The sequence below is a fragment of the Pseudomonas sp. MF06569 genome (assembly GCF_059862735.1).
The window spans coordinates 25080-49465 of sequence record NZ_JCBCUZ010000026.1 but is presented as its reverse complement, the minus strand read 5'-3'; the positions used below and the strand labels follow the sequence as shown (position 1 = coordinate 49465).

The window sequence follows — 24386 nt, the reverse complement described above, 5'->3', positions numbered from 1 at the left end:
TGATGCCATCGCGAGCAAGCCCGCTCCCACAGAGGCGCAAATCGCTTAAGTGAACAGCAGTGGTCTTGAAAAAGGCGCTGCCCGAGTGATCGGGCAGCGCCTTTTTCATGGCGTCGACTTCTGCTCTTGCAGGGTTACAAGGCGCGATACCGGTACCCCGTTAAACACCAGCGTGTAGTTGATGGGCCCCTTCAATGCCTGGATAGCGTTATCGACATAGGAATGTTCATGGTCGGTAAGCCGGGCGATGGGCTGGCCGTCGCGGTAAATCTCAACGGGCTTGCCAGTCGGGGTTTGTGTGCGCCAGGACAGGTTGACTTGGGCGCTATCAGGTTGTTGCTGCGCAGTGAGCTGTCTGACACCCACGGGCCCGATCAGGGGCAGGCCATCCATTGTGTAACGGCTCAGGTCCGGTTTGACGCCAAGCCAGGCCAGCACGGTGGGGGTGATGTCCGCCTGGCTGGCAAAACCGTACAGGCCCTTGAAATCGGGGTTCAGGGGTTTGCCGATGGGGGCCGTCAGTTGTGCGTTGCCTTTCTTGTTCATGGCGATAAAGGTGGTTTTTTCGCTCAGGGTTTGCTCGCCGTGGTCCTTGCCTTCAGGCAAATGCCTGCCGTGATCGGGCAACACGATCACCAGCCAGTCTTCTTCGGGATGGGCTTTTTCACGGTGTTGCAGGGCCAGGAGTATCTGCCCGACCTGGGCATCTACGGTCTGAATCGCCTGTTGATACTCGGGTGTGAAGCCGAGTCGGTGGCCGGTGATATCGGGTTCATCGAAGTGGGCGAACAGCAGATCGGGCTGGCCGTTTTCCAGTTCATGACTGACGTTGTCTACCACGCACGGATCAACCCCCGAGCACTTGAAGGCCAGGTCGATGTAGCCCTGGGCAATATCCTCAGCAAAGTTTTCGTGGATCACGTTCCAGCTCACGATGCTGGCCGTCTTGCGGTCAGGGAAGGCCAGCTTGAGCTGTTTGAACAGGCTGGGCGCCTGATTGCGCAGGGCCTCGTCATTGGCGTTGACCTGATGGCGGTCAACCCAACTGCCGGTAAGGATGGTTGTCCAGCCCGGGCCACTGACCGTGGGCTGCTGGGTGGAGGTCCCCAGTACCCCGCCGGTGTAGCTTTTGTACAGGTGCAAGCGGGCAATGGTGGGCGCCTTACCCTGTTGAATGGCCTGTTGCAGCTTTTCGTACTGCATGCCATCCACGCCGATGAGCAAGGCCTTGTGGGTTTTGAGGGTGGGGGTGTCGGCAGCAGGGGCTGCCAGTGCCGTGAATGTGAGGCTCAGACAGACTGTAATCAGGGCACACCTTAGTAACATCATGCTCACCTCCGTGACGTGGATGGTCATCGCTTACATCAGCTTAGTCCTTCTGGTGAGCTGGCTTGCCTGCGATACAGACGCTGCGGCCTGGCAGGCAGGCTGGGTTAATGCCATCGCGAGCAAGCCCGCTCCCACAATAGGTGCTGTAGTGACCTGATTGTGTGAGCGACACACAACCTGTGGGAGCTGGCTTGCCTGCGATACAGACGCTGCGGTCTGGCAGGCAGGGTGGGTTGATACCATCGCGAGCAAGCCCGCTCCCACACTAGGTGGTGTAGTGACCTGATTGTGGAAGCGACACGTAACCTGTGGGAGCTGGCTTGCCTGCGATGCAGACGCTGCGGTCTGGCAGGCAGGCTGGGTTGATGCCATCGCGAGCAAGCCCGCTCCCACAATAGGTGGTGTAGTGACCTGATTGTGGGAGCGACACGCAGCCTGTGGGAGCTGGCTTGCCTGCGATACAGACGCTGCGGTCTGGCAGGCAAGTTGGGTTGATGCCATCGCGAGCAAGCCCGCTCCCACAAAACAAACACAGTTTTGTGCAGGTTTAGAACTTCCAGCTGACCGATGCCGTGACGTTTCGCGGTGCGCCATAGTTGCTCTGGCCGTAACGAACGCTTTGCAGGTATTTCTCGTTGGTCAGGTTGTCCAGGTTGAGCTGGGTGCTCCAGTGCGGATCAATGTCGTAGCTGGTCATCAAGCCCACCAGCGCATAAGCGGCCTGGTTGGCGGCAGGGGCGGCGTCGTTCTCGATTTTGCTCTGCCATTTGAGGCTGCCGCCCACCTTGACCTTCGGCGCCATCGGCAATCTGTAGGTCATGGAGGAGGTCAGGGCATTGCGCGGGATAAATTTTCGTCCGCGCTGGTTGTCGGCATCGGTGATGTAGACATAGGTATAGCCACCGCTGATTTGCAGACCCGGGGCCAGTTCCCCCGAAGCTTCAAGCTCCAGGCCGCTGCTTTTGTACGACATGCCGTCATACAGGTAACCGCCCAGCGCAGAGTCAAAGCCAGCATAAGTGGCGACGTTGTCCTGTTTGGTGTGGAACACCGCAGCCGAAACGTCCAGTCGCTTGTCCAGCAAATGCCCCTTGATTCCAGCTTCGTAGCTTTTACCTTCCAAGGGTTCCAGTACCTGGCCCTGGGTGTTGAGGTAGTACTGCGGATTGAAGATCCTGGTGTAGCTGGCATACAGCGAATACTGCGGCGTGAGGTCGTAGACCAGGCCTGCGTATGGCGTGACCTTGCCATGAATCCTCACGTTGCGGCCCGAGCCGTAGTTTTCGCCGTCGCTGTCGGCACTGAGCATGCGTGCCCCGGTGATCAGGTGCAGGTCGTCGGTCAGGCTGAAGCGGGCGCCGGCGTAGAGGCTTTTCTGGCGGTCCGTGTAGTTGGAGGTTCCGTCGGCATTGGCGATGTTGTAGGTGGGCTTGGGGAGGGCGCCGTTGAGGGCATCTTCCAGCGACACCGGGGTGTAGTACGACGCGCTGCCGTACAGCGACGCCTCCTGGGTGCGCGAGCGTGCCACGTTGGCGCCGAAGGTCAGTTGGTGCTCGCGGCCACCCAGGCTGAAAGGGCCGCTGAACGACAGGTCGCCATCCAGCTCGCGGGTCTTGCCCTTGTATTTGGACGCCAGGCCCGTGTAGCCAGTGGTCGAGCCATTGTCGCCATAAATGTAGAACATGTCGGTGTCTTCGCGGTGCTCCATGGCCGTCAGGGTCAGCGTTGATTTCCAGTCATTGACAAAGCGGTGCTGCCACTCGGCAAAGGCCCGGGTGGTGCGTACGTCCCAGTACACCCAGGGTTGGGCAATGTTGGAGGAGGTGCTGCTGTAGTGCACCGCATTGCCGTTGCTGTCGGTGAGTGGCAACGCGCCCCAGCTGGCACCGTTGGCGTCGCTTTTCTGGTCTTCGTAACCGACGGTCAGGGTATCGTCGTCGGTCAGGTCGAACGCCAGCATGCCACTGAAAATATTCTTTTCCCGGGAATAGCGGTCCAGATAGGAATTGCCCACTTCGTTGGCATAGATCACACGCCCGCGCACATTGCCCGAGTCGGTCAGCGGCCCGGAAACATCCAGGTCGACCCGGCGCTTGTCCCAGGAGCCGGCGCTGACGCTGACTTTGGCCTGCGGCTCATACGTGGGGCGCTTGCGAATGAAATTGACCGTGGCAGAAGGGTTGCCGGCGCCCGTCATCAGGCCGTTGGCACCGTGCAAAACGTCTACTTGCTCGTAGGGTGCGGTGTCGATATCGCCCACCAGAACGCCGCCGGTAAGCCCCATGCCCATACCGTCGTACTGGAAATTGGTGATATCAAAACCGCGGGCGGTGAAGTACGTGCGGTCGGTCTCGACCTTCTGCACGTTCACCCCCGGAGTGCTCTCCAGCACATCGCGAATGCTGTTGAGCTGAAAGTCATCCAGTTGCTCACGCTTGATACTGGTAATGCCCTGGGGCGTTTGCCCGGCGGTGAGGTTCAAGCGTGTCGTCGTGGCACTCGGCTTGGCCTGATAGCCCTGTGGGGCCTCATCGCTGTCTGCCGTTGAGGTTATGCTGGTGGACGGCAGATTCAGGGTGTTTTCATCGGCCAGTGCAGTATTGCAAATACTCAAGGCGAGCAGCGTGAGGGCTGACGCGGGCAGGGTGAACAGTGGGCGCATGATCTGCGAATACTCCGGACGGGAACTGCGTAAACGAGAATTGGTTACAAAGTTTTACATTTGTACTAATGATAATCAATTCTATTTACCAATCTTTATGATTCGCATTTGTGCGCCCGCGCGGTTTACCGTTTTCGATCGCAGGTTTGGTGCGCCACTGCGACGCACCGACCGCAAAAACTGCCCCCCGGTTTTTCCTGATTCACCGCAACATCCGGGTTTACGACGGCTTCGCCGCCGAACGCAGCCTTCGTTCCTCGTCAGCGACTACAGATTGAGCCGCGCCCCCCCATAACAGCACCTTGCCCGAAACGTTTTAACGCCCACATACAAGCCGCTGACGAGCAGTGCCCATTCCGCCCTAGAAATCCCAGCGGGTATTGAGCATCACATTGCGCGGGTCGCCGTAATACGCGGTGTTATAGAAGCCGATGTTGGTGTAGTACTCCTTGTCGAACAGGTTGTTGACGTTGAGTGTGGTGGAGAGGTGCTCGTTGACTTGATAGCGGACCATCGCATCAACCAGCCAGTAGGCATCCTGGCTAAAGTCCTGGTATTGGTCCCTGGCGCGGTTGTAGATGTTCTGCCAGCTGCGATTCTGCCAACGCGCACCGCCGCCGATGGTCAAGCGGTCCAGCGGCCCCTTGAACCTGTAGGTGGTGTACACGCTCAACTGGTCCTCGGGCTCCCAGGTGGAGATTTTTTTGTCTTCGCTGTCACGGATGACCTTGTGCGTAAAACCGGCCTGCGCTTGCCAGCCAGGCGCCAGTTCACCGGACATTTCGGCTTCAAAACCCTTGGCTTTGGCCTTGGTGCCGATTGATGCATAGAGAATCGACGGGTTGGTCGGATTTGCGTTGTATTCAGCATCCGGCTCGGCACGGTTGCTTTCATGTACCTCGAAATAGGCCAGGCTGGTGTTCAGCCTGCCACCATAGAATTCACCCTTGATCCCCACTTCGTAGTTTTTGCCTTCATCCGGCTCGAGTACCTTGTTCTTGCGATCACGGTTGTAGGTCTGCGGCATGAAGATGTCGGTGTAGCTGGCATACGCCGTGAAATGGTCGTTCAGGTCGTAAGTGGCGCCCACATAGGGCACCAGCCGGCCAGTTTCGGTGATGTCGTAATCGCCGGTCAGCCAGTAATTGGCGACCCGTGTACCGAGCAACAGATTCAGCTCATCGGTCAGGTTGAAACGGGCGCTGATGTAGCCTGCGGTTTGTCGCGTGGTGGTGTCGTTATATTGGGTGGGTGCGCCCCAGTTCGGTTCCGTGGTCTTGCCATCGAAGTTCCAGAAATCAATCACGTTGGCACTGAGGAAGGTCGGGTTGCCGTAGTCCTTGCCTTGCCAGTGGGCGGTGGAGGCCGACGCTCCGATGACCAGTTCATGTTCGCGGCCGGCCAGGCTGAAGGGGCCGCTGAAGTAGGCGTCGGCGGCGTCGGTGCGGGTGTTGCCGGTAAATTTGTTGGCATAGATCGATGACAGGCCGGTGGCAGGGAATGGCCCGCTCATGACCGAACCCAGCGGGGCATCGTAGCTGTTGACCTGATGGGTCAGCTGCGCCTTGCCGACCCAGGCGTTGGCGAAGCTGTGCTCCAGGGTGGCGAACACGCTCTGGGTGGTCTGCTCCCAGCGGCTCCAGTTGGCGCCGTTGTTGTACGAGCGCTTCACGTCGATGCGTTCGCCAGTGCGGTCGAATAACGGGCGACTGCCTGACCAGCCCGAAGCATGGGGGTCGTTGTTCTGATAATCGAAGCCCACGGTCAGCAGGGTGTCATCGCTCAGATCGGCTTCCAGAGTGCCGAAATAGACGCCGGTCTTGCGCTCGTAACGCTCCATGAACGAGTTCTTGTCCTGATAGGCAGCCACGGCCCGGCCACGCAGGTTGCCGCTGTCGGTGAGCGGGCCGCTGACGTCGACTTGGGTGCGGTAGTTCTCCCAGCTGCCAGCCCCTGCCTCGATGCTGGCTTTGAATTCGCGGGTCGGTTTCTTGCGGATCAGGTTGATCGTCGCACCCGGCGCGCCTGCGCCAGTCAGCAGGCCGGTTGCACCCTTGAGGATTTCCACCCGGTCATAGATGGCCATGTCGCTCAGGGTTTGCCCCGAGGAATAGGCCGAGTTGCGCAGGGTGGGAATGCCGTCGTACTGGAAGTTCTCCACCGAGAAGCCGCGGGCATAGTAGTTGGTGCGCTCGCTGTCAAAGGTCGACACCGTGATGCCCGGGGTGTGGCGCATCACTTCGTCGATGGAGTTGAGGCCAAAATCATCCATGTGCTGACGGGTGATCACCGTGATCGACTGCGGCGTTTCCCGCGGCGTCAGCACCATGCGGGTGGCCGTTGCGATGGTGCCGGGGGTGTAGGAGCCGCTGCCTTCGGTGATGGTGCCCAACTGGTTGGACGTGACCTGGGTAGCCTGCAACTCCAGTTGGCCGTTGTTCTGGGGCCCCCGTGCAATAACGCGGTAACCGTCGCCTTCTCGGACCGCTTGCAGGCCCAGAGGCTCAAGGAGTCGCTGCAAGCCTTCACCGACGTCAAAGCTGCCGCTCAGGCCGTCGCTGTGGATGCCGGTGGTCAGCGTCGAATCAACGGTGATCATCACGCCGGCTTGTTGGCCAAAGCTGCCCAGCACCGAGTCCAGACTGCCCGGTGCGATACGGTAGGCGTGCTCGCTGCCCGGTGCTGCGAATGCCCCGTGGCTGGCCGTGGCAATGGATAAACCAAATACAAGGGTGCGCAATGCACCGGCAAGGGGGGTAAGTCGGCTGTGCATAAAAAACTGTCCATGTGTGAGAAGGGTAGGCATTGCGCTGTTAATCAGCGTCTTCCCTGAACTTGATGCACCAGATGGGAAAAACTGCCGCCTGTGCTGAAAATAAAAAATCTTCAGGCAGGGACGACGTTGGCCCAGTAGCCGAAAACACGTTGCACACGGATCGGCAGCACGTGGGTGAGCAGGTCGAGGCTGGCGTCTGGACGGTCGATGGAGAACGACCCCGACACCTGCAAGGCGGCCACCGCGGGGTCGCAGCGCACCACGCCAGGTCGATAGCGGTTGAGCTGGGCAATGACCTGGGACAGTGGCATGCGCTCGGCGATCAACAGGCCATTGACCCAGGCATCGGCACCGGCCGACACCTGGCTGCAAGGTCCGGCGCCATGGCGGTCGAACGTCAATTGTTGACCGGCGCCAAGGTTGAAACGGTCACCCCGTGCCAGCTCGATCGAAGCACTGCCGGTCAGTACCTGCACCCGGGTGCCGTCGATCCCGGGCAGGTTCTGGCTGATGACCAGGCGTGAGCGGGCCGCTGGCAGCACCCGGCCATGGACCGTGCTCAGGCAGACGTTGGCCCCAGTGATCAGTACGCGGCCCAGGTTCAGCGTCAGGTCGGTACCGGTACCCGTGGTTCGGGCATCGAGGGCGGTGTGGGTGTCCAGCGTCATCTCGACCTGCCGGGCCAGGGAGAATTGCCGGCGCTCACCGGTGGCGGTGCGGTAGTCGCTGAACAGTTCCGGCAGCAGTATCCGTTCACGCACGCTGAAGCCCGTGGCCAGCGCCACCCCTAGACCGGCAAACCCCTTGAGCAGTGTGCGTCGCGATGTGGCATGGCGTGAGCGCAACAACGTACGCGCTCCTGCGGCGGGGAGCATGCGGGTACTGTCGCGAAAATCAGCGTTCAGCCCGGTCAACCGTTGCCAGGCCATCTCATGCTGCGCAGATTGCGTGCGCCAGTGCTGGCAGGCCTGACGTTCGGCTTCGGTGCTGACGCCCGATTGCACGATAACCATCCACTGCAGGGCCTGCTCGACCACATCATGGTCCAGGCGCTGGGCATTGCAGGGTTCAAACCGGTTCACCCGGCGTAGACCGCGCTGTAACAGTGACGATAAGCCTTGAGCATGGCTTTTTGCACGACGTTGACTGTCAGGCCCATGTGCGTGGCAATTTGCGGGTAGGTCAGGCCGTCCAGCTGCGACAGCAAGAAGATTTCCCGCACCCGGGTGCCCAGGCCATCGAGGACCTGGCCGACAGCGTCCAGGGCTTCGAGCACCAGCAGTCGTGACTCAGGGGAGGGCACATGCTCTGGCTCAAGGGCTGCCAGCGACTCCATGTACGCCCGCTCCAGTGCCTGGCGGCGAAAATACTGGCCGCACAGGCGGCTGGCAATGGTGGTCAGGTACGCACGGGGCTCACGTAACACCGGTGGCGTGTCAGTGCGCAGCATCCGCAAAAAGGTGTCCTGAGCCAGATCCAGCGCCTGCTCCTGATTGCCCAGTTTGCGGCGCAGCAATTGCACCACCCAGCCGTGGTGCTGAACGTAGAGTTCACCCAGGGCACAGCGTGTGGAAGAAGGGGGCGTGAGCATCGATTGCAATTCCAGAGCAGACACTGACAAGGATGGCAATGATAGCGCTTCTCATTAGCGTGTGCTCGGGAATGTTGCTGGGTGTGTCGAGTGACGAGGTTTGCGATCGTGAATCCAGGTGGCGGGTTTTACAACGGCTTCGTTGCAGTGGCGCACCAAACTGGACGCAGCCTCGTTCTACTCGTCAGCGACTACAGGCGATTACAGGCGGCTTACTTGTCGGTCAGGATCTTGGGGTTGGAGTTGCCCCACACCGTGTACAGGTCCGCCAGCAGTGCACCGTTGATGTCTTCAACTTCTGCCTGGGTGATTTCGGCTTTGCCTTGATGCCCGAACAGCACCACTTCATCGCCACTCTTCACATCCGGCGCGTCGGTGACGTCGACCATCAGGGTGTTCATCGAGACCTTGCCCACCACTGGCACACGGTGCCCGTTGATCAGCACGATGCCTTTGTTGGTGAAGGCGCGACGGTAGCCGTCAGAGTAACCCACGGTGATGTTGGCCAGTTTCGAGTCGCGGCCCAGGGTGTAGGTGCGGTCGTAACCGACGGTGTTGCCCTTGGGGTAGCTGTTGACCGAAGCAACGTGGGATTTGAACTGCATCACGCGCTTGTAGTCGGTGTGGGATGGCACGGTGTCACCGAACAGCGCGCCGCCAGGGCGGACCATGTCCAGGTGCGACTCGGGCACTTCAAGGGTGGCGAACGAGTTGGCTGCGTGCAGGGTGATCTTGCTGCGATCAAGCTGGGCCGTGTCGATCAACCATTGCGCCTGCTGGTTGAACGCCTTGAGACCGGCGCGCACGTCATCGGCATCTTCGACCGCGAAGTGGGTCATGATCGCCCGCACTTCTAGGTTCGGTACTTTGGTGATGGCGACCGCATCGCGGCGGCCTTCAGCCGTGGTCATTTCCACGCCGTTGCGGCTCATGCCACTGGAGTTCAGCCCCAGGTGAACCACCAGCGGACGACCGTGCTGTTCGGCGATCAGACTGGCCTTGACGGCGAAATCGAGGTTGCCCACCAATTCTTCCATGTTGTACGGCAATGCCGCTTCCAGCTCGCTCAATGCCGCCGTGCGTACGCGAATCAGTTGGCCCTTGAAGCCGCTTTCACGCACGACGCGTGCTTCTTCATTGCTCGCGACGCCCACGCACGGCACACCCATGGCGATGATCGATGGCATCAGCAGGCCGATCCCGTGACCGTAGGCATCAGCCTTGAGCACGGCGCAGATTTTCGACTTGCCGGCGAGGGTGGTTTGCAGCACGCGAATGTTGTTTTCGAACGCGGCTTTGTTGATCTCGACCCAGGCATTGCTGTCCTGTGTGTTGACCTGGGCAACGCCGTCGACCATCGACAGGGGCGGCGCAGCAAAGGCCGGGTTTTGCAGTAAAGCCATGCCCAAAGAGAGGGCAAGAAGGGTACGGGTGAAGGGCATTTTCAGAGTTTCCATACGTTTTTTTTTATGGGGCGGGGAGTGATGCGCGGCCATACTAGAATCGGCCTGTAGGAAATGTCACTCCCTCGGCCGCGGATCTGTCTGAAAGTGTCGTGTCAGGCTTATCGGCGCCACGCCCAACGTAATTTCGTGGAATTCCTGTAAGTGAATTCTTACGGCGACATCAGCTTAAAACTATGGATGCGGGAATAGTTTGTCTCTATAAAACGCCCTGGTCATTTTTCCCGCCAGTGACTGCCGAAGTGCGGATCATCGACCGCAAAACGCGCCTGCAGACGCATAGTCAAATGAGCACACTCTCGAGGATGCAGGGCAACAGCATGGCGGTTTTAAAACTGTAATTTTTATCAGCGCCAGCTAACTTCGAGTGAAGTAGTGGGATCAAGCTGATTGAAGATCCCATGATAGACAAGGTGTAAAACTTTCAATGAATGTTTCCCCAAAAGCCCCATCGAATGGGCAAGTGCTTGCGCATTTTTTATTCAGGGGTTGTCTGGCACTTGTGACCGGGCTGTTAGCGCTACAAGCCAATGCCCGGGTGGTCGAGATTTTCGCTGTTTTTGCCCCCGATCCGGTCAATCCAACCGTCAACAAGTTTAAAAATACGACACCTAATACGGGACTGTGCAATGAGTATCCCAATATCTGCAATCCGAGAAATCTATTTAGTATTTCTCTTGGATTTGAGCCCCTGACCCAGTTTCCGATTTTGGCTAACCATACTGACATCAGGGCTGGAGCAATGATCAAGGTTCCGGCTGGTGTCAGAAACATTCGAGTTACAAACGACACAGGTGAAAGTGTTGATGTGGAGTTTTCCATTACGGCCTTTAGCGGGACGATACGGACCCGAGATCTTCATCTGATCCTTGCTGATGTGCCCGTGATGCCCACAGTATCGGCTAACGCTCACAATTTACTTTGGAGCGGCGGGGGATGGGGGGGAAGTACGGCGTCTCCATGCATACGAGCAGTAGCGTTGGGGTCTTCCTGGGCGGACGCTAACTTTTTCTGGTTTACACCGGTGCAAGCACCTTGTGCAAAGTCACCTACGTATGAGATCGATTGGCTGAGACTGCGCAATGCAAGCGTTGCTTATCTGATGACCGCCCCTGACCCGCTGAGTATGGGGACGGGCATTTACCGAGGCTCGATCACTTACGCGGTTGGCCCGGGCGGTGACTTCGACTTTGGCGACAACCTGTCCACCTCCGAAACCAGCGTCACTTTCAATCTCACCCTTGAAGTCCAGCACACCCTGAAATTCCAGTATCCGGCGGGCTACGATCGTGTCGTTCTCAACCCGGCAGGCGGTTGGCAGCAATGGTTGGACAACGGGCGTCGGCCTGAAGCACTCAAGGCTAATCAGCCCTTCAGTATTTGGTCTTCCACCCCGTTCAGCATTGAACTGCAATGCGAATACCCCGTGGCCATGCAATGCGGAATCAAAAATCCTGCGGGCAATATCGTTGCGGTGGAGACGCGAGTGACCTTGCCCGCTGGCTTGAACGATGCGGCGGGCCAGGCGGTCAACCGCCGACTGCTGAGCACGATTGCGGAGCAGTTCTCGCCCAGCCGCTACGTAGACAATGGCCGCGCGGCCTTGCATTTTGAGGTTGAGCGCGAGGAGGTTGCCAATATGATCAATGCCCATTCGGGCAGCACCTACAAAGGCAATATCGCCGTGATCTGGGACAGTGAAATCCGGTGAGGCTCTGCCCATTGCAGTCGCTACCGAGCCACCAAGGCTGCGAAGAGGAGCGCAGCGATCTGTCTTGCGGGGTGGCGTAGCGGCAGGTTAGCGGCGCCACGCCAGCAGCACCACGCCCACCGTGATCAGGCTGATCCCTGCCCATTGGCGGATATCGAGCTTTTCACCCAGCAGCGTCACCCCCAGCACGGCAACAATCACCACGCTGAGCTTGTCCACGGGGGCAACCAATGAGGCCTGGCCCAGTTGCAGGGCGCGGTAGTAGCAAATCCACGACGCGCCCGTGGCAAGCCCCGACAACACCAAAAATACATAGCTGCGGGCCGATATCGAGCCCAGGGACTGATATTGGCCGGTCGCATACAGGATCAACGCCAGGCTGACCAACACCACCACGGTACGCAGCAACGTGGCGAAGTCGGAGTTGATCCCGGTGATGCCGATCTTCCCGAAAATGGCCGTCATGGCAGCGAACACGGCCGACAGCAGCGCCCAGAATGTCCAGCTTGAATAGAACGAAGTGCCCATAAATTTACCTGAAGGGTCAGAAACGCTGGTTGTGGGTCAGTGCATGTCGGTTTTCAGCCAGACCGAAACCCATAAGCCGCTGTGGTTGAGCTTATCCGAAAACGTGAGTTCAACCCTGGCGCCGATACGCCCGGCGATGGCCTTGACGATCGAAAGCCCCAGTCCCGAGCCCGTTTCGCCGGAGCCCAGGCTGCGATAAAACGGATCGAAGATGCGGGCCTGTTCGTCGAGGGCAATGCCCGGCCCGGTGTCCTTGACATACAGGCGTACGCTGCCGTGGATCAGCTCCACGCCAAGATCGACCCTGCCCCCTGGCGGGGTGTAGCGAATGGCGTTGTCCGTGAGGTTTTTGACCAGGGTAAACAGGTCCATGTCATTGATCATGAGCTGCACATCTTCGTCGCCTTCCACCCCGATATCGAGTTGCTTGCGCTGCGCCAGGGGCAATAAGTCTTCCAGCACCCGGCGAAACACGTCATGCACTGAAACCCGGGTGCTTGGGCGTTCAGCGGTAAATTGTGCGGCGGCCAGGCTCAGCAACTGGTCGATCAGTTGCCGGCTGCGCTCAATCCCTCGGGACAAGGGTTCCAGGCGTTCGCGGGCCTGCTCCGGCATCTGGGTCGCGGCCAGTCGTTCGGCCTGCAGTGACAGAGCGGTCATGGGCGAGCGCAGTTCGTGGGCGGCGTCGGCGACAAAGCGCCGCTGGCTGTCCATGGACTGCTCCACGCGGGCGAGCAGGCGATTGATGGCCACCACAAACGGGCGGATTTCAGTGGGTAGATGCTGCTCGTCAATGGGATGCAATGCTTGCTCGGCACGCTGGTCGATTTGTGCGGCGAGGGTCGCGATGGGCCGAAACAGCTTGCGCACCAGGTCACTGACCACCAGGAGCAGCACAGGAAACAAAAACAGGAAGGGCAACACACTGCGCCAGGCACTTTCGCGGGCGTCCTTGTTGCGGGCATCGACCTCCTGGGCGACGGCAATGCGCTCGCCGTTGGCGGTGGTCCTGACCAGCACGCGAAAGGCTTCGCCGCCCACGTCTACCGTGGACAGGCCATCGGCCAGGGTGGTGGGCAATGGCAACGGCAGAGCGTCGTCGGTATTGCCCGGGGCTTTTTTACCATCGACCAGGTATTGAATGATCACCCGGGACTCTTCGTCATCCCCCGCAGGGCCCAGGCCCTGAGGGTAGTGCAGGGTCATTTGCTGGCGATCGAACAGAAGGGCGATCTGATGCAGGTTTTCGTCCTGCAACTCGTGGGCTTCGTCCAGGGCCGAGAAAAAGGCAAACACGCTGGCGATCACGGCCACCAGCACAATGGTCAGTGACAGTGCCGCCGATAGCCTGAGTTGAACCGACTCCCTCAAGCGTTTTTTGAAACCATCCATCCCATTCCCCTGACGTTCTTGATGATGTGGCTGCCCAATTTTCGGCGCACGGAGTGAATCAGGAACTCGATGGCATTACTTTCGACTTCGTTGCCCCAGCCATACAGACGATCTTCAAGTTCACTGCGCGACAGAATCGCTCCCGGACGCATCAGCAACGCCTGCAGCAGGGCGAATTCGCGGCTGGAAAGGGCGACGCCGCCTTGAGTCTCGGTAGTGGCCAGTTTGGAGACCGGATCCAGGGACACCACACCGTTACTGAGCAGGGGCAGGGCGTTGCCATCCTTGCGCCGCAGGACCGCACGCATGCGCGCCAACAGTTCAGCCATGTCGAAGGGTTTGAGCAGGTAGTCGTCGGCTCCGCCGTCCAGGCCGCGCAGCCGGTCGTCGAGGCTGTCCCGGGCAGTGAGGATCAGCAAGGGCACCGGGTTGTTGCGGGCACGAATGCTGGCCAGGACTTCAAAGCCATCCTTGCCGGGCAGGCCGAGATCCAGCAGCACCATGTCGTAGCGTTGGGTTTCCAGTGCACTCAGGGCTTTGAGGCCGTTTTTCACCCAGTCCGCTGCATAACTGGCGTCCGTGAGTGCGCCCTGGATAGCATCGCCAATCATGGGATCATCTTCGACCAGCAATATGCGCATGTGCCGCTCCGGAAAATAAAACAGGCGCGCCGGTTTTCACCGTCGCGCCTGTATTGAAGCACCTGTGCCGTGGCTTGTCCGCCCGACGCTTCAGGAATTGCCTTTCATCGAGTCAAATGCCTTGAGCAAGTTGTCCATGGCCGCCTTGCACTTGGCCGTGCTCGGGCTGTCGGCACGCAGGGCATCCAGTGCGTGGTCAATGGCCTTGTCCAGCACATGCCAGTCGCTGGCAGCCCGGGGTTTGATCCCCGCTTCGGCAGAGTCCCAGCTGGTTTCGAGGTCCTTGATACGGGTTTTCGCCCCCGACAGATCATTGTTGGCGACCCGTGCGCTGACGTCAGCGGCGATGCTGTGAAAAGGTGACAGGTCGCCCAGCTTCGAGCCCGTCGTGCTGTATGTGCTGGAGGTGGCGGCACTCAGGTCGGCCGGTTTGTCGGCAGGTTTTGAGCAACCGGCGGTGATGCTCAGCAGCAGGATTGAGGAAACGATGCCAATACGACGAATCAGGGTTTGAGGGTGGCGCATGGTGATGTCCTTGATGGAAATTTAAAGGTTCAGGCCGTAACGGCTTTGCGGTTGTTCGCATTGAACTGGGCGGCGGCCACCAGCAGCACAATCACGCACAGGAACAGGGCGCTGGTCCAGGTGGCACCCATGCCCAGGCCGCCATAGGTTTTGGCCTGGGTCAGCAAGTCGCCCAGCGAAGCACCAAATGGTCGAGTGAGGATGTAGGCAATCCAGAAGCTCAGTACGGGGTTGGCACCCATGCGCCAGGCCACCAGGGTGAGGGCAATCAAGCCTGCGAAGATCACCGCGCCGAGGGTGAAACCCAGGCCCAGGGCTTCGGTTGCCAGATCACCGGCCGCCGTGCCGAGGGCGAATGTGCAGAGCACCGTGGTCCAATAGAACAACTCACGCCTGGGCGTGACAATCTCGCGGATCGACAGGCTGCGTTCGGTGCGGTACCAGGCCATGAAGTTGATCGCCAGCAACCCGGAAAAAATCGCCGTGCTGGTGTACAGACTCACCTCCAGCTTGTCGGTGAGGATGTCGGTGATTTGCGTGCCGACGATGCTCACCAGTACCACGGTCAGCCAGTAGATCCACGGGGTGTAGGCCTTGGTGCGCAGTTGGCAGAACAACGCAATTGCCAGCAGTGCGGCCATGCCGATACTGGTCCAGCCCGCGCCGAAGCCCGCGTCAACGGCCAGGTAATCGGCGCCGGTTTCGCCCACGGTCGTGGACATGATCTTGATCACCCAGAATGACAGCGTCACCTCGGGCACCTTGTTCAGCCATCGGGCTGCAGTGGCATTCATTTGCGTAACCTCTGTGATGCGCGGTCATTGGCGCAGGACAAAAGGTACGGCACGACACTTAGCTGAGACTGAGGGCGCTCAACTTTTCAGAACATGGGCCCGGCCCACAGTGGTCAGTTGCACCGCGCTGCCAATGGCTGGTGCCATCAAACCCGGGCAATGCACCGGTAACGACCGGCCCGGCTCGAGTGTGCCTGCCACCAATGTGACGCTCAGGGTGCAGGTATTGCCGCCAAAATCGCGCTCGGTGACCACCCCTCTACAGCCTGTGCCATCCGGGGATGCCGGGCTGACCTGCAGTTGTTCGGGCCTGAGCATGATCTGCGCCGTTTTGCTGCGGCCCTGATGGTTGACAGCAATCCGGCCCAGGTCGCACTCGGCCCAGCCATTATCGATCCTGGCGGGTATGAGCACGGCTTCGCCGAGGAACAGTGCGGTCTGCTCGTCCCTGGGGTGCAGGTACAGCGCCATCGGCTGGCCGGCCTGCACCAGGCAACCCTGGCGCATCACCGCGAGCTGATCGGCAAAAGACAGGGCTTCGCCCTGATCGTGGGTCACCAGAATCGCTGTAACCCCTGCATCTGCCAGCAAGCGTGCGACCATTTTGCGCATGGCGGTGCGCAACCCGGTGTCCAGGGCTGAAAACGGTTCATCCAGCAGCATCAGGCTGGGCTGTTGCGCCAGCGCACGGGCCAGCGCCACCCGTTGTTGCTGCCCGCCAGACAATTCGTGGGGCCAGCGCGTGGCCATGTTTGAGTCCAGGGCCACGCTGTCCATCAGTTCGGCGATGCGTTCATCTCTGGCGTGGCCCTTGGTTGCCAGGCCAAAACCAATATTGGCGGCCACGTTCATGTGCGGGAACAGGGCGCCATCCTGTGGCACATATCCGATCCGGCGCTGGTGGGCAGGGACGTTCCGGGTACTGTCCAGGAGGACCTTGCCGTTGAGCGAGAGGCTGCCGGAGTCGGGTGATTCAAAGCCGGCAATCATGCGCAGCAGGGTGGTCTTGCCTGAGCCGGACGGCCCGACAATGACTGTTCTGCTGCCGGAGGGCACCGCCAGAGTGATGTTGTCCAGGGCGCGCTGAGAGCCGAAGGTTTTACAGATCGCGTTGAGTTCGAGAGCGTTCATCGGCCAGCCGTGCGTTTGGATTGATGGTAAAGAAGCCCGGTCAACGGCAGTGATAGCAGGATCATGATCAGTGCATAGGGCGCTGCCGCCGCGTAGTCGATTTCACTGGTCATGGCCCAGAAACCGGTCGCCAGGGTGCGAGTGCCGTTGGGCGCCAGAAGCAGGGTGGCGGTCAGCTCATTGGTAATGGCCAGAAACACCAGCGCGGCGCCTGCGGCCGCTCCCGGTGCGGCGAGACGCAGGGTGATCAGCCACAAGGCCCGGGCCGGGGAGCGGCCGAGGCTGCGGGCCATGTTCTCCAGTTCAACGGGGGCTTGAGCAATGCCTGCGCGCAGGCTCACCAGTGCCCGGGGGATAAACATCAGCAGGTAGGCGAGCAGCACGGTGAGGGTGGTCTGATAGATCGGTCTGGCGAAGTGGATGGTCACAGTTACCAGCGCCAGCGCGACCACAATGCCGGGCAATGAGCTGGTGATGTAGTTACAGCTTTCCAGCAGGCGTTGCAGGCGTCCGGGGGCGCGAATCGACAGCCAGGCAATCGGCACCGCCGCACAGGTGGTCAGCAAGGCGCCCGCCACCCCCAGAAACAGGGTCTGCTCCAGTGCCGGGAGCAGATCGCTCCAGTGCCATACCTCCCTTCCTCCCGCGATCAGCCATTTGCCGAGGGTCATCAACGGGACACCCAGCGCCAGCAGGCAGGTCGCGCTGCACAGACCCAGGGCAAGCAGTGTGGCGGGGCGGCCCAGGGGCACGATCCGCTGTTCGCGGGCGCTGCCCGAGCCCACGCGGGCGTAGCGGGCATGCCCCCTGGCGGCAGACTCGGCGGTGAGCATCGCCAGACAGCACAGCGCCAGAACCGCCGCGAGCATATTGGCCCCCGGTCCGTTGAAGGTGGATTTGAACTGGTCAAAGATCGCGGTGGTAAAGGTATCGAAACGGATCATCGCGTACAGGCCGTATTCCGCCAGCAGATGCAGGCCCACCAGCAACGCGCCGCCGCAAATGGCCAGGCGCAATTGGGGCACCACTACGCGCCAGAACACGGTCCAGGGCTTGAGCCCCAGGGATTGGGCAACGTCTTCGATGGCGGGATCGAGTCGACGCAATGTCGCGGCGACCGGCAAGTAGAGAAAAGGGAAGTAGGCGATGACCGAGACCAGCACCCCGGCCGGTAATCCATGAATCGATGGCACCAGGCTGACCCACGCGTAGCTGTGCACAAAGGCAGGCACTGCCAGGGGTGCAACGGCCAGCAATGACCATGCGCGCCGCCCGGGCAGGTTGCTGCGCTCGGTCAGCCAGGCCAGGGCTGTGCCCAGCAGCACGCACAAGGGAAGGGTGATCAGCACCAGCAATACCGTGTTGACCAGCAGTTCGCCTACCCGTGGTCTGAACACGAGCGCTTCGATCTGCTCCCAGCCGACGTGCCAGGACACGCCGATCACAAAGGCAATCGGCAGTAATGACAGCAGCGACACCAGCACCGCCAGCCCCGTCACCCAGGTGCCGCAGCGGCTCAACAAGCGGCGGCGTGAGCGTGATGCGCAAAGGGCGGGCCCAAGGCCCGCCGGCAGGGTTTCAGGCAACAATTAGAGGAGTCCGGCCTGGGTCATGAGGGCCACGGCTTTCTTGCTGTCCAGGCGAGAGGCATCGACCTTGGGGGCATCAAGTTGCGTCAACGGCACCAGCTTCGGGTTGGACGGGGCGTTCTGGCCCACGGCGTATTCGAACGAATTGCCCTCTTTGAGAACCGCTTGACCGTCCTTGCCGGTGATCCACTTGAGGAACGCCTGGGCCTGCTCCGGGTGCTTACTGGACGCCAGTACGCCGCCCCCGGAAATGCTGACAAAGGCGCCCGGGTCCTGGTGCTTGAAGTAATGCAGGGTGGTGTCCTTGCTGTTTTCGCCCGTCTTGGCCTGATCGACGAAGCTGTAGTAGTGGTAAATCACGCCGCTGTCGACCTGGCCCGCATTGACGGCCTTGAGCACTGCACTGTTGCCACGGTAGATGGCGGCATTGGCTTTCATCCCCTTGAGCCAGTCGAGGGTGGCGGCTTCGCCCTTGAGTTCGAGCACGGCGGCGACAATGGCCTGGAAGTCGGCCCCTGCAGGCGACGCGGCCCAGCGGCCTTTCCAGGCGGGAGCGGCGAGGTCAAGCAGTGACGCAGGCACCTCGGCTGCGGGGAGCTTGCTCGGGTTGAACACAAATACCGTGGACCTTGCAGCAATCCCCAGCCATTTACCTTGGGCCGGACGATAGGCAGAACCGACCTGTTCGAGAGTGGCGGGGGCTAGTGGCGCGAGCAGTCCGGCGTTATCCACCAGAACCATGGCCGGGGAGTTTTCGGTCAGGAACACGTCAGCGGGTGAGGCGCTGCCTTCCTGGACGATCTGGTTGCCCATCTCGGTGTCGTCGCCGTTGCGCACGGTGACCTTGATCCCGGTTTGCCTGGTGAACCCCTCGACCCAGGATTTGGTCAGGCTTTCGTGCTGGGCGTTGTAGACCACAATGCCGTCGTCGGCGTTTGCTCCGGTGACGTGTCCGGCGCTGATCAATGCAGCGCTTAACAGGGCGGTTTTAAACAAAGAAGGGATACGGCTGACCATGATGTGCAACTCCGGTTTTTATGATGTGCGCGCGGCAGACGACGAAGGCAGTGCGTAATGGCTCCAGAATCAATGGGAATCATTAGCATGCTCAGGCGCGGCGAATGTAGAACCGGGAATGAGAAAAAAACGTCAAATAAATGGTTAATAGATGTGATGGGATTTTTGCTGTGCGGCGGTCGTAACGTCAGCATCTGCGGTTAATCAGGTATCCCGCGTGTTGCGGTTTAGCGACCGCTTCGCGCTCGATCGCAGCCTCGTACTACTCGTCAGCGACTACAACACGGAGATGGTGACGAATCTGTAGTCGCTGACGAGCCGTGCGAGGCTGCGTCCGGTTTGGTGCGCCACTGCGACGCAGCAGTCGTAATGTCGGCTTCCTCGGTTAATCAGGCATACCGCGAGTACCGGTTTTGCGACCGCTTCGCGCTCGATCGCAGCCTCGTACTACTCGTCAGCGACTACAACACGGAGATGGTGACGAATCTGTAGTCGCTGACGAGCCGTGCGAGGCTGCGATCGGCGTGATGCGGCACCCCGACGCAACAGTCGTAAAGTCAGCCTCGCTCTAAACCCCTGAGGCCTGCCAGTTGCGAGCCAACATGGCGTAGATGTACCGGCTGGTCCATTCGCCGTTGACCCACTGGCTTTCAATCAGGCAACCCTCCTGTTTCCACCCCAGCTTGCTGAACAGGGTGTATGAGCCGGTATTGCGGATATCGATGGACGCATACAAGCGATGTAAGTCGTAGTGTTCGAAAACCACGCCAATCAACGCTGTCAACGCTTCCGATGCGATGCCTTGCCGATGAAATGACGGGGCGAATATGCAACCGATCTCTGCCTGTCCGGACGCCTTGCTGGTCATTCGAATCATCACTTCACCGGTCAGGATTCCTTCTGGATGCTTGACTATGGCCCAGCGCACTTCATCCCCGTCATGTTCCGCCTGGGGGTTCAAGGCGCGCTCGAAGCGCTCCCTGATGGCCTGTGGGTCAGGTTGCACCTTAAACAGGTAGCGGTAAGTTTCTGGCAGTGAGTGATAGCCCAGAAAAGCCGGGAAATCTTGCTCCGTAAAAGGTCTGAGCAAGAGGCGGCTGGTGTGAATCTGGGGCATTTGCGGTGTGTCGGTCATCGTGTCTCCGTGAGTCTTTTTGTTGTTGTGTCTCGGATTTCAATGCTTGCGGTAATCCGCAGGCCCGCACGGGCGCGTGTTTACCCCAGCGTCCCGACAATATTGACGCTGACGTTCTCCGGGATTTCGTTTTGCGACAGTACGTGCAACCCCGGGCTGAATACCCGCGCATATCGCGCCAGCAGCGGACGCAGTTGCGGCATGACCGTCAGCACCGGCGGATGACCGTCCTGCGCAGTTTTTCCTTGACCACTGGCATGGCGTTTTGCAGTTGGTTGAGCAGGTTGGGCTCCACGGGAATGTTGTCCAGGCTCACCGGGCCCGCTTGCTGAGCAATGCTCAAGGCTCCCAGCAGGGTGTTTTCCAGGGCATTGTCGAGCACGAACACACTGACTTCATCCCGTCGCCCGGTAATGCTCGAGACGATGTTGCGGCGCAAGGCATAGCGCACGTCGGACGCCAGCAGGACCGGGTCTTTGGTGTTTTCGCTGCTTTCCACCAGTGCCGTGGCAACGGTGACGATGTCGCGCAACGAGATGTTCTCCACCAGCAACTGGCGGTACACCCGGTGCTGCTGGGTATAGGACAGCTGGCCCTTGAGGTTCTCGGTCAGTTTGGGCGCCAGTTCGGTCAGACGCTGCATCAAGTTGTCGACGTCGTCGTGCTTGAAGATGTCAGCCAGGTTGTCGCGGATCACCTTGTTCAGGTGCGTGGCAATCACCCCGGCGCAGTCAACCACTTGATAACCCAGGTTCAGGGCCCGGCTCTTGTCGACCGGGTTGATCCAGACCACTGGCATTTTGTAGGCCGGATCAATGCCCAGAATCCCGTCCACTTCGCCGTACAGATCGGCCGAAGGGATGGCCATCAGGTGATCGGCATGGATTTCGGCACCTTCGATCTGCTCGCCGTTGATATGGATGGAGTAGTGCGCCGCCTTGAGTCGCAGGCTGTCGCGGATCTGGATTTCGGGCAGCAGGAAACCCAGGTTTTCCGAGAGGGTCTGGCGCAAACCGCGCACGCGCTGGGTCAGGGGCGCGCCCGCGGCTTCATTGACCAGCCCCACCAGCTTGTAGCCCAGGGACACTGAAAGCCGCTCCACGTGGGGGATGTCATCCCACGCCAGGCTCTGGCTGCGCTCGTTTTGCATGGCGGCGCTGAGTGCGCTGACCGCTTCAAGCTCGACGGCCTCGGCCGGTGGCTGAAAGCGCGACACGCTCCAGGCCACGCCACCCACAACCGCGGCAAAACCCAGAAAGGCGATGTGCGGCATGCCTGGCACCAGGCCCAGTACCAGCAGGATCCCGGCCACGGTGTAGAGCAAGGCTGGGGAGGCCAGCAACTGGCGGCGCACCTGGGTGGTGATTTCGGCGGACTCGTTGATCCGCGTCACGATCAAGGCGGCGGCGGTGGACAGCAACAGCGCTGGGATCTGGGCCACCAGGCCGTCACCGATGGTCAGCAGGGCAAATTGCTTGAAGGCCAGCCCGGCGGGCAAGTCGTACACAAACAGGCCGATGGCGAAACCACCAAACAGGTTGATGATCAGGATCAGGATCCCGGCAATGGCATCGCCGCGCACAAACTTCGATGCACCGTCCATGGCGCCGTAAAAGTCGGCTTCCTTGGAGATGGTCTGGCGTCGTTGCTTGGCCTGGTCCTGGGTGATCAGCCCGGCATTGAGGTCGGCATCGATGGCCATCTGTTTGCCGGGCAGGGCATCCAGGGTGAAGCGCGCCGTCACCTCGGAAATCCGCTCGCCGCCCTTGGTGACGACCATGAAGTTGATGATCATCAGGATCACGAACACGATCATCCCGACGATAAAGTTGCCGCCGATCACCACTTCACCGAACGATTCGATGACCTTGCCCGCAGCCCCCGTGCCGTTATGGCCTTCGAGCAGCACGATACGGGTCGAGGCCACGTTCAGCGTCAGGCGCAGCAGGGTGGTGATCAGGATCACCGTGGGGAACAGGGAAAAATCCAGCGGGCTTTTGGACGACACGCTGACCATCAGCACCAGCACGGCCATGGCGATGTTGAAGGTGAACAGGATATCCAGCAGCAACGGCGGCAAGGGCAGGATGATCATCGCCAGGATCGACAGAATCACCAGCGGGATCCCGATGCGGCCACTGCGCAGCGTCGGGAGGAGGTTGTGCAATACGTTCATGTTTATGCCTTGTTCGCCATGCTTTCGGGTATCGGTAGGTTGTCCGGCAACTGCGGCTTGGCGCGCATTCCGCTTTTGTATGCCTTGAGTTGCAGGATGTAGGTCAGCACATGGGCGACGGCGGCATACAGCGGCGCCGGGATCTGCTGGTTGACCTGGGTGGTGAAGTAAATGGCCCGGGCCAGGGGCGGTATTTCAAGCACTTCGAGTTTGTGGGCGGTGGCCATTTTGCGGATATACAGGGCCATGTCATCGACGCCCTTGGCGATCACGAAAGGCGCCTGGGCCTTGTTGGTGTCGTACTTGATGGCCACGGCGTAGTGCTGCGGGTTGACGATTACGGCATCGGCGTCCTGGATCACCTTGCTGATCTGGCGCTGGGAAATCTGGCGCTGGATCTGCTTGATCCGGGCCTTGACCTCGGGGCGGCCTTCCTGGTTCTTGTGTTCTTCCTTGCGCTCCTGTTTGGTCATGCGCAGTTTTTTGAGGAAGAAGTAGCGCTGGATCGGAATGTCGATGGCTGCAAACACCACAAATATGCCCATCAGCGCGATCAGGATGTTGAACGTCATGTTGAACGCCGTACCGATGGCCGTGGGCAGGCTGGTGCGCTGCAAGGCGATCAGTTGGGGGACGGCGTCGCTGATCAACATCCAGGCCACACCGATCAACACGGCAATCTTGGCCATCGACTTGAGCAGTTCGACCCAGTTCTGTTTCGAGACGATGCGCCCCAGGCCCGTGATCGGGTTGAGCTTGCTGAATTTCGGGTAGAAATTCTTGGCCACGAACACCCAGCCCCCCGGGATCAGTGAAAACACCACCACCAGTACGCTGGTGAGCAGCAGGGGGGCGAGTATTTTCACGAACAGGGCCATGTTGTGGCTCAGAATCAGTCCCAGGTCCTCCTGAGTGATTTCGCTGGAGTGAAAGTTCAGAAACGAGATCCGGAAGCTTTCTTCAAGCCCGTGGTAGTAGCTGGAAAACACCATCTTGAGGATCAGCAGGGTGGCAATCAGCGACACGGTGGTGGACAGGTCCTTGGAGCGGGTGACCTGACCGTCCTCGCGGCTTTTGCGCAGCTTCTGGGGCGTGGCGTCTTCGGTTTTTTCCTGGGCGCTGTTGTTAGACATCCGGCCCTCCTTCGAGCATGGCACCGATGTTGTCCAGCAGGTCGCGGGTCAGGTGCAGGTAGTTTTCCGGCAGGTTGGGCAATGTCAGGTAGATGCACAGCAAGCCCACCAGAATGGTGATCGGGAACCCCAGGGAAAACAGGTTCATCGAGGGTGAGATACGGTTGAGCAGGCCAAAGCAGAACTGCACCAGCACCACGCAGAACACCATCGGCAGGGTCAGCAGCACGGCGGCGCTGAATACCCAGGCCACGGCCTGGATGAACACGGTGTAGCTCTGGTAGTTGAGCCCGCTGCCAACCGGCCAGTGGCTGAAGCTTTTGAACAGCACGCTGAGGGTCACCAGGTGCCCGTCGATGGACAGGAACAGGAACGCCAGCAACACGAAGTACAACTGGTACACGATCGATGACGACGACACGCCGTTGACCGGGTCGTTGTAGCGCGCCATCGTCATGCCCATCTGCGCCGACACCACTTCACCGACCACACTGAACACGGTGAACACCAGTTGCAGGCACAGCCCCAGGATCAGGCCGAAGGCGATCTGTTCAAGGGCCAGCAGCGCGCCCCCGGCCGACAGCGGGTTGACCTCCGGCACCGGGGGCAGGGCGCCGCCAATGGCTGCGGTGACCATCAGGGCCAGCAGCACCCGGACCCTCTTCGGCATGGCCTTGTGGTTGAACAGCGGGGCCATGCTGAACACCGCCAGCAGTCGGCAAAACGGCCACCAGTAGCCCTGCAGCGTGTGCAGGTACTGGCTGGCGTTCATCAGGGGTTCGGTCGCGTTCAT

Annotated in this window: 18 protein-coding genes and 1 pseudogene; 1 reads left to right on the top strand and 18 read right to left on the bottom strand. The window is 60.1% G+C overall.

Annotated elements, in window-relative coordinates:
* Positions 1-105 precede the first annotated feature (105 nt).
* From AC19YQ_RS20085 to alr, 6 genes are all read right to left on the bottom strand, one after another.
* A complete protein-coding gene (locus AC19YQ_RS20085; RefSeq protein WP_500595776.1) occupies positions 106-1329 on the bottom strand; it encodes an alkaline phosphatase family protein in 1224 nt (407 codons plus the stop codon).
* Between the two features lie 547 nt (positions 1330-1876).
* A complete protein-coding gene (locus AC19YQ_RS20080; protein ID WP_500595775.1) occupies positions 1877-3991 on the bottom strand; it encodes a TonB-dependent siderophore receptor in 2115 nt (704 codons plus the stop codon).
* A 361-nt stretch (positions 3992-4352) separates the two neighbouring features.
* On the bottom strand, positions 4353-6764 hold the full coding sequence (locus tag AC19YQ_RS20075; protein WP_500595774.1) for a TonB-dependent siderophore receptor: 2412 nt from the start codon (positions 6762-6764) through the stop codon (positions 4353-4355).
* A gap of 113 nt (positions 6765-6877) precedes the next feature.
* Positions 6878-7849, bottom strand: a complete 972-nt coding sequence (locus AC19YQ_RS20070) for a DUF4880 domain-containing protein (RefSeq protein ID WP_500595773.1) — start codon at positions 7847-7849, stop codon at positions 6878-6880.
* On the bottom strand, positions 7846-8358 hold the full coding sequence (locus tag AC19YQ_RS20065) for a sigma-70 family RNA polymerase sigma factor (protein WP_500595772.1): 513 nt from the start codon (positions 8356-8358) through the stop codon (positions 7846-7848). Before AC19YQ_RS20065 ends, AC19YQ_RS20070 begins: the two co-directional genes overlap by 4 nt.
* 212 nt (positions 8359-8570) lie before the next feature.
* Positions 8571-9800, bottom strand: coding sequence for an alanine racemase (gene alr / locus AC19YQ_RS20060; RefSeq protein WP_219262741.1), 1230 nt, complete (start codon positions 9798-9800; stop codon positions 8571-8573).
* 448 nt (positions 9801-10248) lie between these two features.
* Here alr and AC19YQ_RS20055 point away from each other — a divergent pair, with 448 nt between their 5' ends.
* Positions 10249-11532, top strand: a complete 1284-nt coding sequence (locus AC19YQ_RS20055) for a hypothetical protein (RefSeq protein WP_500595770.1) — start codon at positions 10249-10251, stop codon at positions 11530-11532.
* An 87-nt stretch (positions 11533-11619) separates the two neighbouring features.
* Here AC19YQ_RS20055 and AC19YQ_RS20050 read toward each other — a convergent pair whose 3' ends face one another.
* The 12 genes and pseudogenes from AC19YQ_RS20050 to fliR form a co-directional block, all read right to left on the bottom strand.
* Complete coding sequence (locus AC19YQ_RS20050; protein WP_133079246.1) at positions 11620-12060, bottom strand: EamA family transporter; 441 nt, start codon at positions 12058-12060, stop codon at positions 11620-11622.
* Positions 12061-12096: 36 nt separating this feature from the next.
* The gene (locus AC19YQ_RS20045; RefSeq protein ID WP_500595769.1) at positions 12097-13452 is read right to left on the bottom strand and encodes an ATP-binding protein; all 1356 of its coding nucleotides are present in this window, start codon (positions 13450-13452) and stop codon (positions 12097-12099) included.
* Positions 13428-14093: a response regulator transcription factor gene (locus AC19YQ_RS20040; RefSeq protein WP_339475791.1), complete on the bottom strand. Its 666-nt coding sequence runs from the start codon at positions 14091-14093 to the stop codon at positions 13428-13430. The genes AC19YQ_RS20045 and AC19YQ_RS20040 overlap by 25 nt, the downstream gene beginning before the upstream one ends.
* Positions 14094-14183: 90 nt before the next feature.
* A complete protein-coding gene (locus AC19YQ_RS20035; RefSeq protein WP_500595768.1) occupies positions 14184-14618 on the bottom strand; it encodes a hypothetical protein in 435 nt (144 codons plus the stop codon).
* A gap of 29 nt (positions 14619-14647) precedes the next feature.
* Entirely contained in the window at positions 14648-15412 is a 765-nt protein-coding gene (locus AC19YQ_RS20030) for a COG4705 family protein (RefSeq protein WP_500595767.1), read from the bottom strand.
* Positions 15413-15490: 78 nt separating this feature from the next.
* On the bottom strand, positions 15491-16543 hold the full coding sequence (locus AC19YQ_RS20025; protein WP_500595766.1) for an ABC transporter ATP-binding protein: 1053 nt from the start codon (positions 16541-16543) through the stop codon (positions 15491-15493).
* Positions 16540-18132 carry an ABC transporter permease gene (locus tag AC19YQ_RS20020; protein WP_500595765.1) on the bottom strand — a complete coding sequence of 531 codons (1593 nt, stop codon included), beginning with the start codon at positions 18130-18132 and terminating at the stop codon, positions 16540-16542. Before AC19YQ_RS20020 ends, AC19YQ_RS20025 begins: the two co-directional genes overlap by 4 nt.
* Positions 18133-19149: an iron ABC transporter substrate-binding protein gene (locus AC19YQ_RS20015; RefSeq protein WP_500595764.1), complete on the bottom strand. Its 1017-nt coding sequence runs from the start codon at positions 19147-19149 to the stop codon at positions 18133-18135.
* 568 nt (positions 19150-19717) lie between these two features.
* The gene (locus AC19YQ_RS20010; RefSeq protein WP_500595763.1) at positions 19718-20284 is read right to left on the bottom strand and encodes a GNAT family N-acetyltransferase; all 567 of its coding nucleotides are present in this window, start codon (positions 20282-20284) and stop codon (positions 19718-19720) included.
* 80 nt (positions 20285-20364) lie between these two features.
* Positions 20365-22460, bottom strand: a pseudogene (locus tag AC19YQ_RS20005) (flagellar biosynthesis protein FlhA).
* Between the two features lie 2 nt (positions 22461-22462).
* Positions 22463-23593: a flagellar biosynthesis protein FlhB gene (gene flhB, locus AC19YQ_RS20000; RefSeq protein WP_339475778.1), complete on the bottom strand. Its 1131-nt coding sequence runs from the start codon at positions 23591-23593 to the stop codon at positions 22463-22465.
* The gene (fliR, locus tag AC19YQ_RS19995) at positions 23586-24386 is read right to left on the bottom strand and encodes a flagellar biosynthetic protein FliR (RefSeq protein WP_339475775.1); all 801 of its coding nucleotides are present in this window, start codon (positions 24384-24386) and stop codon (positions 23586-23588) included. The genes flhB and fliR overlap by 8 nt, the downstream gene beginning before the upstream one ends.

Coding starts and splice junctions, on each gene's coding strand:
- AC19YQ_RS20085 (WP_500595776.1), bottom strand. CDS start 1,329: ATGATGTTACTAAGGTGTGCCCTGATTACAGTCTGTCTGAGCCTCACA.
- AC19YQ_RS20080 (WP_500595775.1), bottom strand. CDS start 3,991: ATGCGCCCACTGTTCACCCTGCCCGCGTCAGCCCTCACGCTGCTCGCC.
- AC19YQ_RS20075 (WP_500595774.1), bottom strand. CDS start 6,764: ATGCACAGCCGACTTACCCCCCTTGCCGGTGCATTGCGCACCCTTGTA.
- AC19YQ_RS20065 (WP_500595772.1), bottom strand. CDS start 8,358: ATGCTCACGCCCCCTTCTTCCACACGCTGTGCCCTGGGTGAACTCTAC.
- alr (WP_219262741.1), bottom strand. CDS start 9,800: ATGCCCTTCACCCGTACCCTTCTTGCCCTCTCTTTGGGCATGGCTTTA.
- AC19YQ_RS20055 (WP_500595770.1), top strand. CDS start 10,249: ATGAATGTTTCCCCAAAAGCCCCATCGAATGGGCAAGTGCTTGCGCAT.
- AC19YQ_RS20050 (WP_133079246.1), bottom strand. CDS start 12,060: ATGGGCACTTCGTTCTATTCAAGCTGGACATTCTGGGCGCTGCTGTCG.
- AC19YQ_RS20045 (WP_500595769.1), bottom strand. CDS start 13,452: ATGGATGGTTTCAAAAAACGCTTGAGGGAGTCGGTTCAACTCAGGCTA.
- AC19YQ_RS20040 (WP_339475791.1), bottom strand. CDS start 14,093: ATGCGCATATTGCTGGTCGAAGATGATCCCATGATTGGCGATGCTATC.
- AC19YQ_RS20035 (WP_500595768.1), bottom strand. CDS start 14,618: ATGCGCCACCCTCAAACCCTGATTCGTCGTATTGGCATCGTTTCCTCA.
- AC19YQ_RS20030 (WP_500595767.1), bottom strand. CDS start 15,412: ATGAATGCCACTGCAGCCCGATGGCTGAACAAGGTGCCCGAGGTGACG.
- AC19YQ_RS20025 (WP_500595766.1), bottom strand. CDS start 16,543: ATGAACGCTCTCGAACTCAACGCGATCTGTAAAACCTTCGGCTCTCAG.
- AC19YQ_RS20015 (WP_500595764.1), bottom strand. CDS start 19,149: ATGGTCAGCCGTATCCCTTCTTTGTTTAAAACCGCCCTGTTAAGCGCT.
- AC19YQ_RS20010 (WP_500595763.1), bottom strand. CDS start 20,284: ATGACCGACACACCGCAAATGCCCCAGATTCACACCAGCCGCCTCTTG.
- flhB (WP_339475778.1), bottom strand. CDS start 23,593: ATGTCTAACAACAGCGCCCAGGAAAAAACCGAAGACGCCACGCCCCAG.
- fliR (WP_339475775.1), bottom strand. CDS start 24,386: ATGAACGCGACCGAACCCCTGATGAACGCCAGCCAGTACCTGCACACG.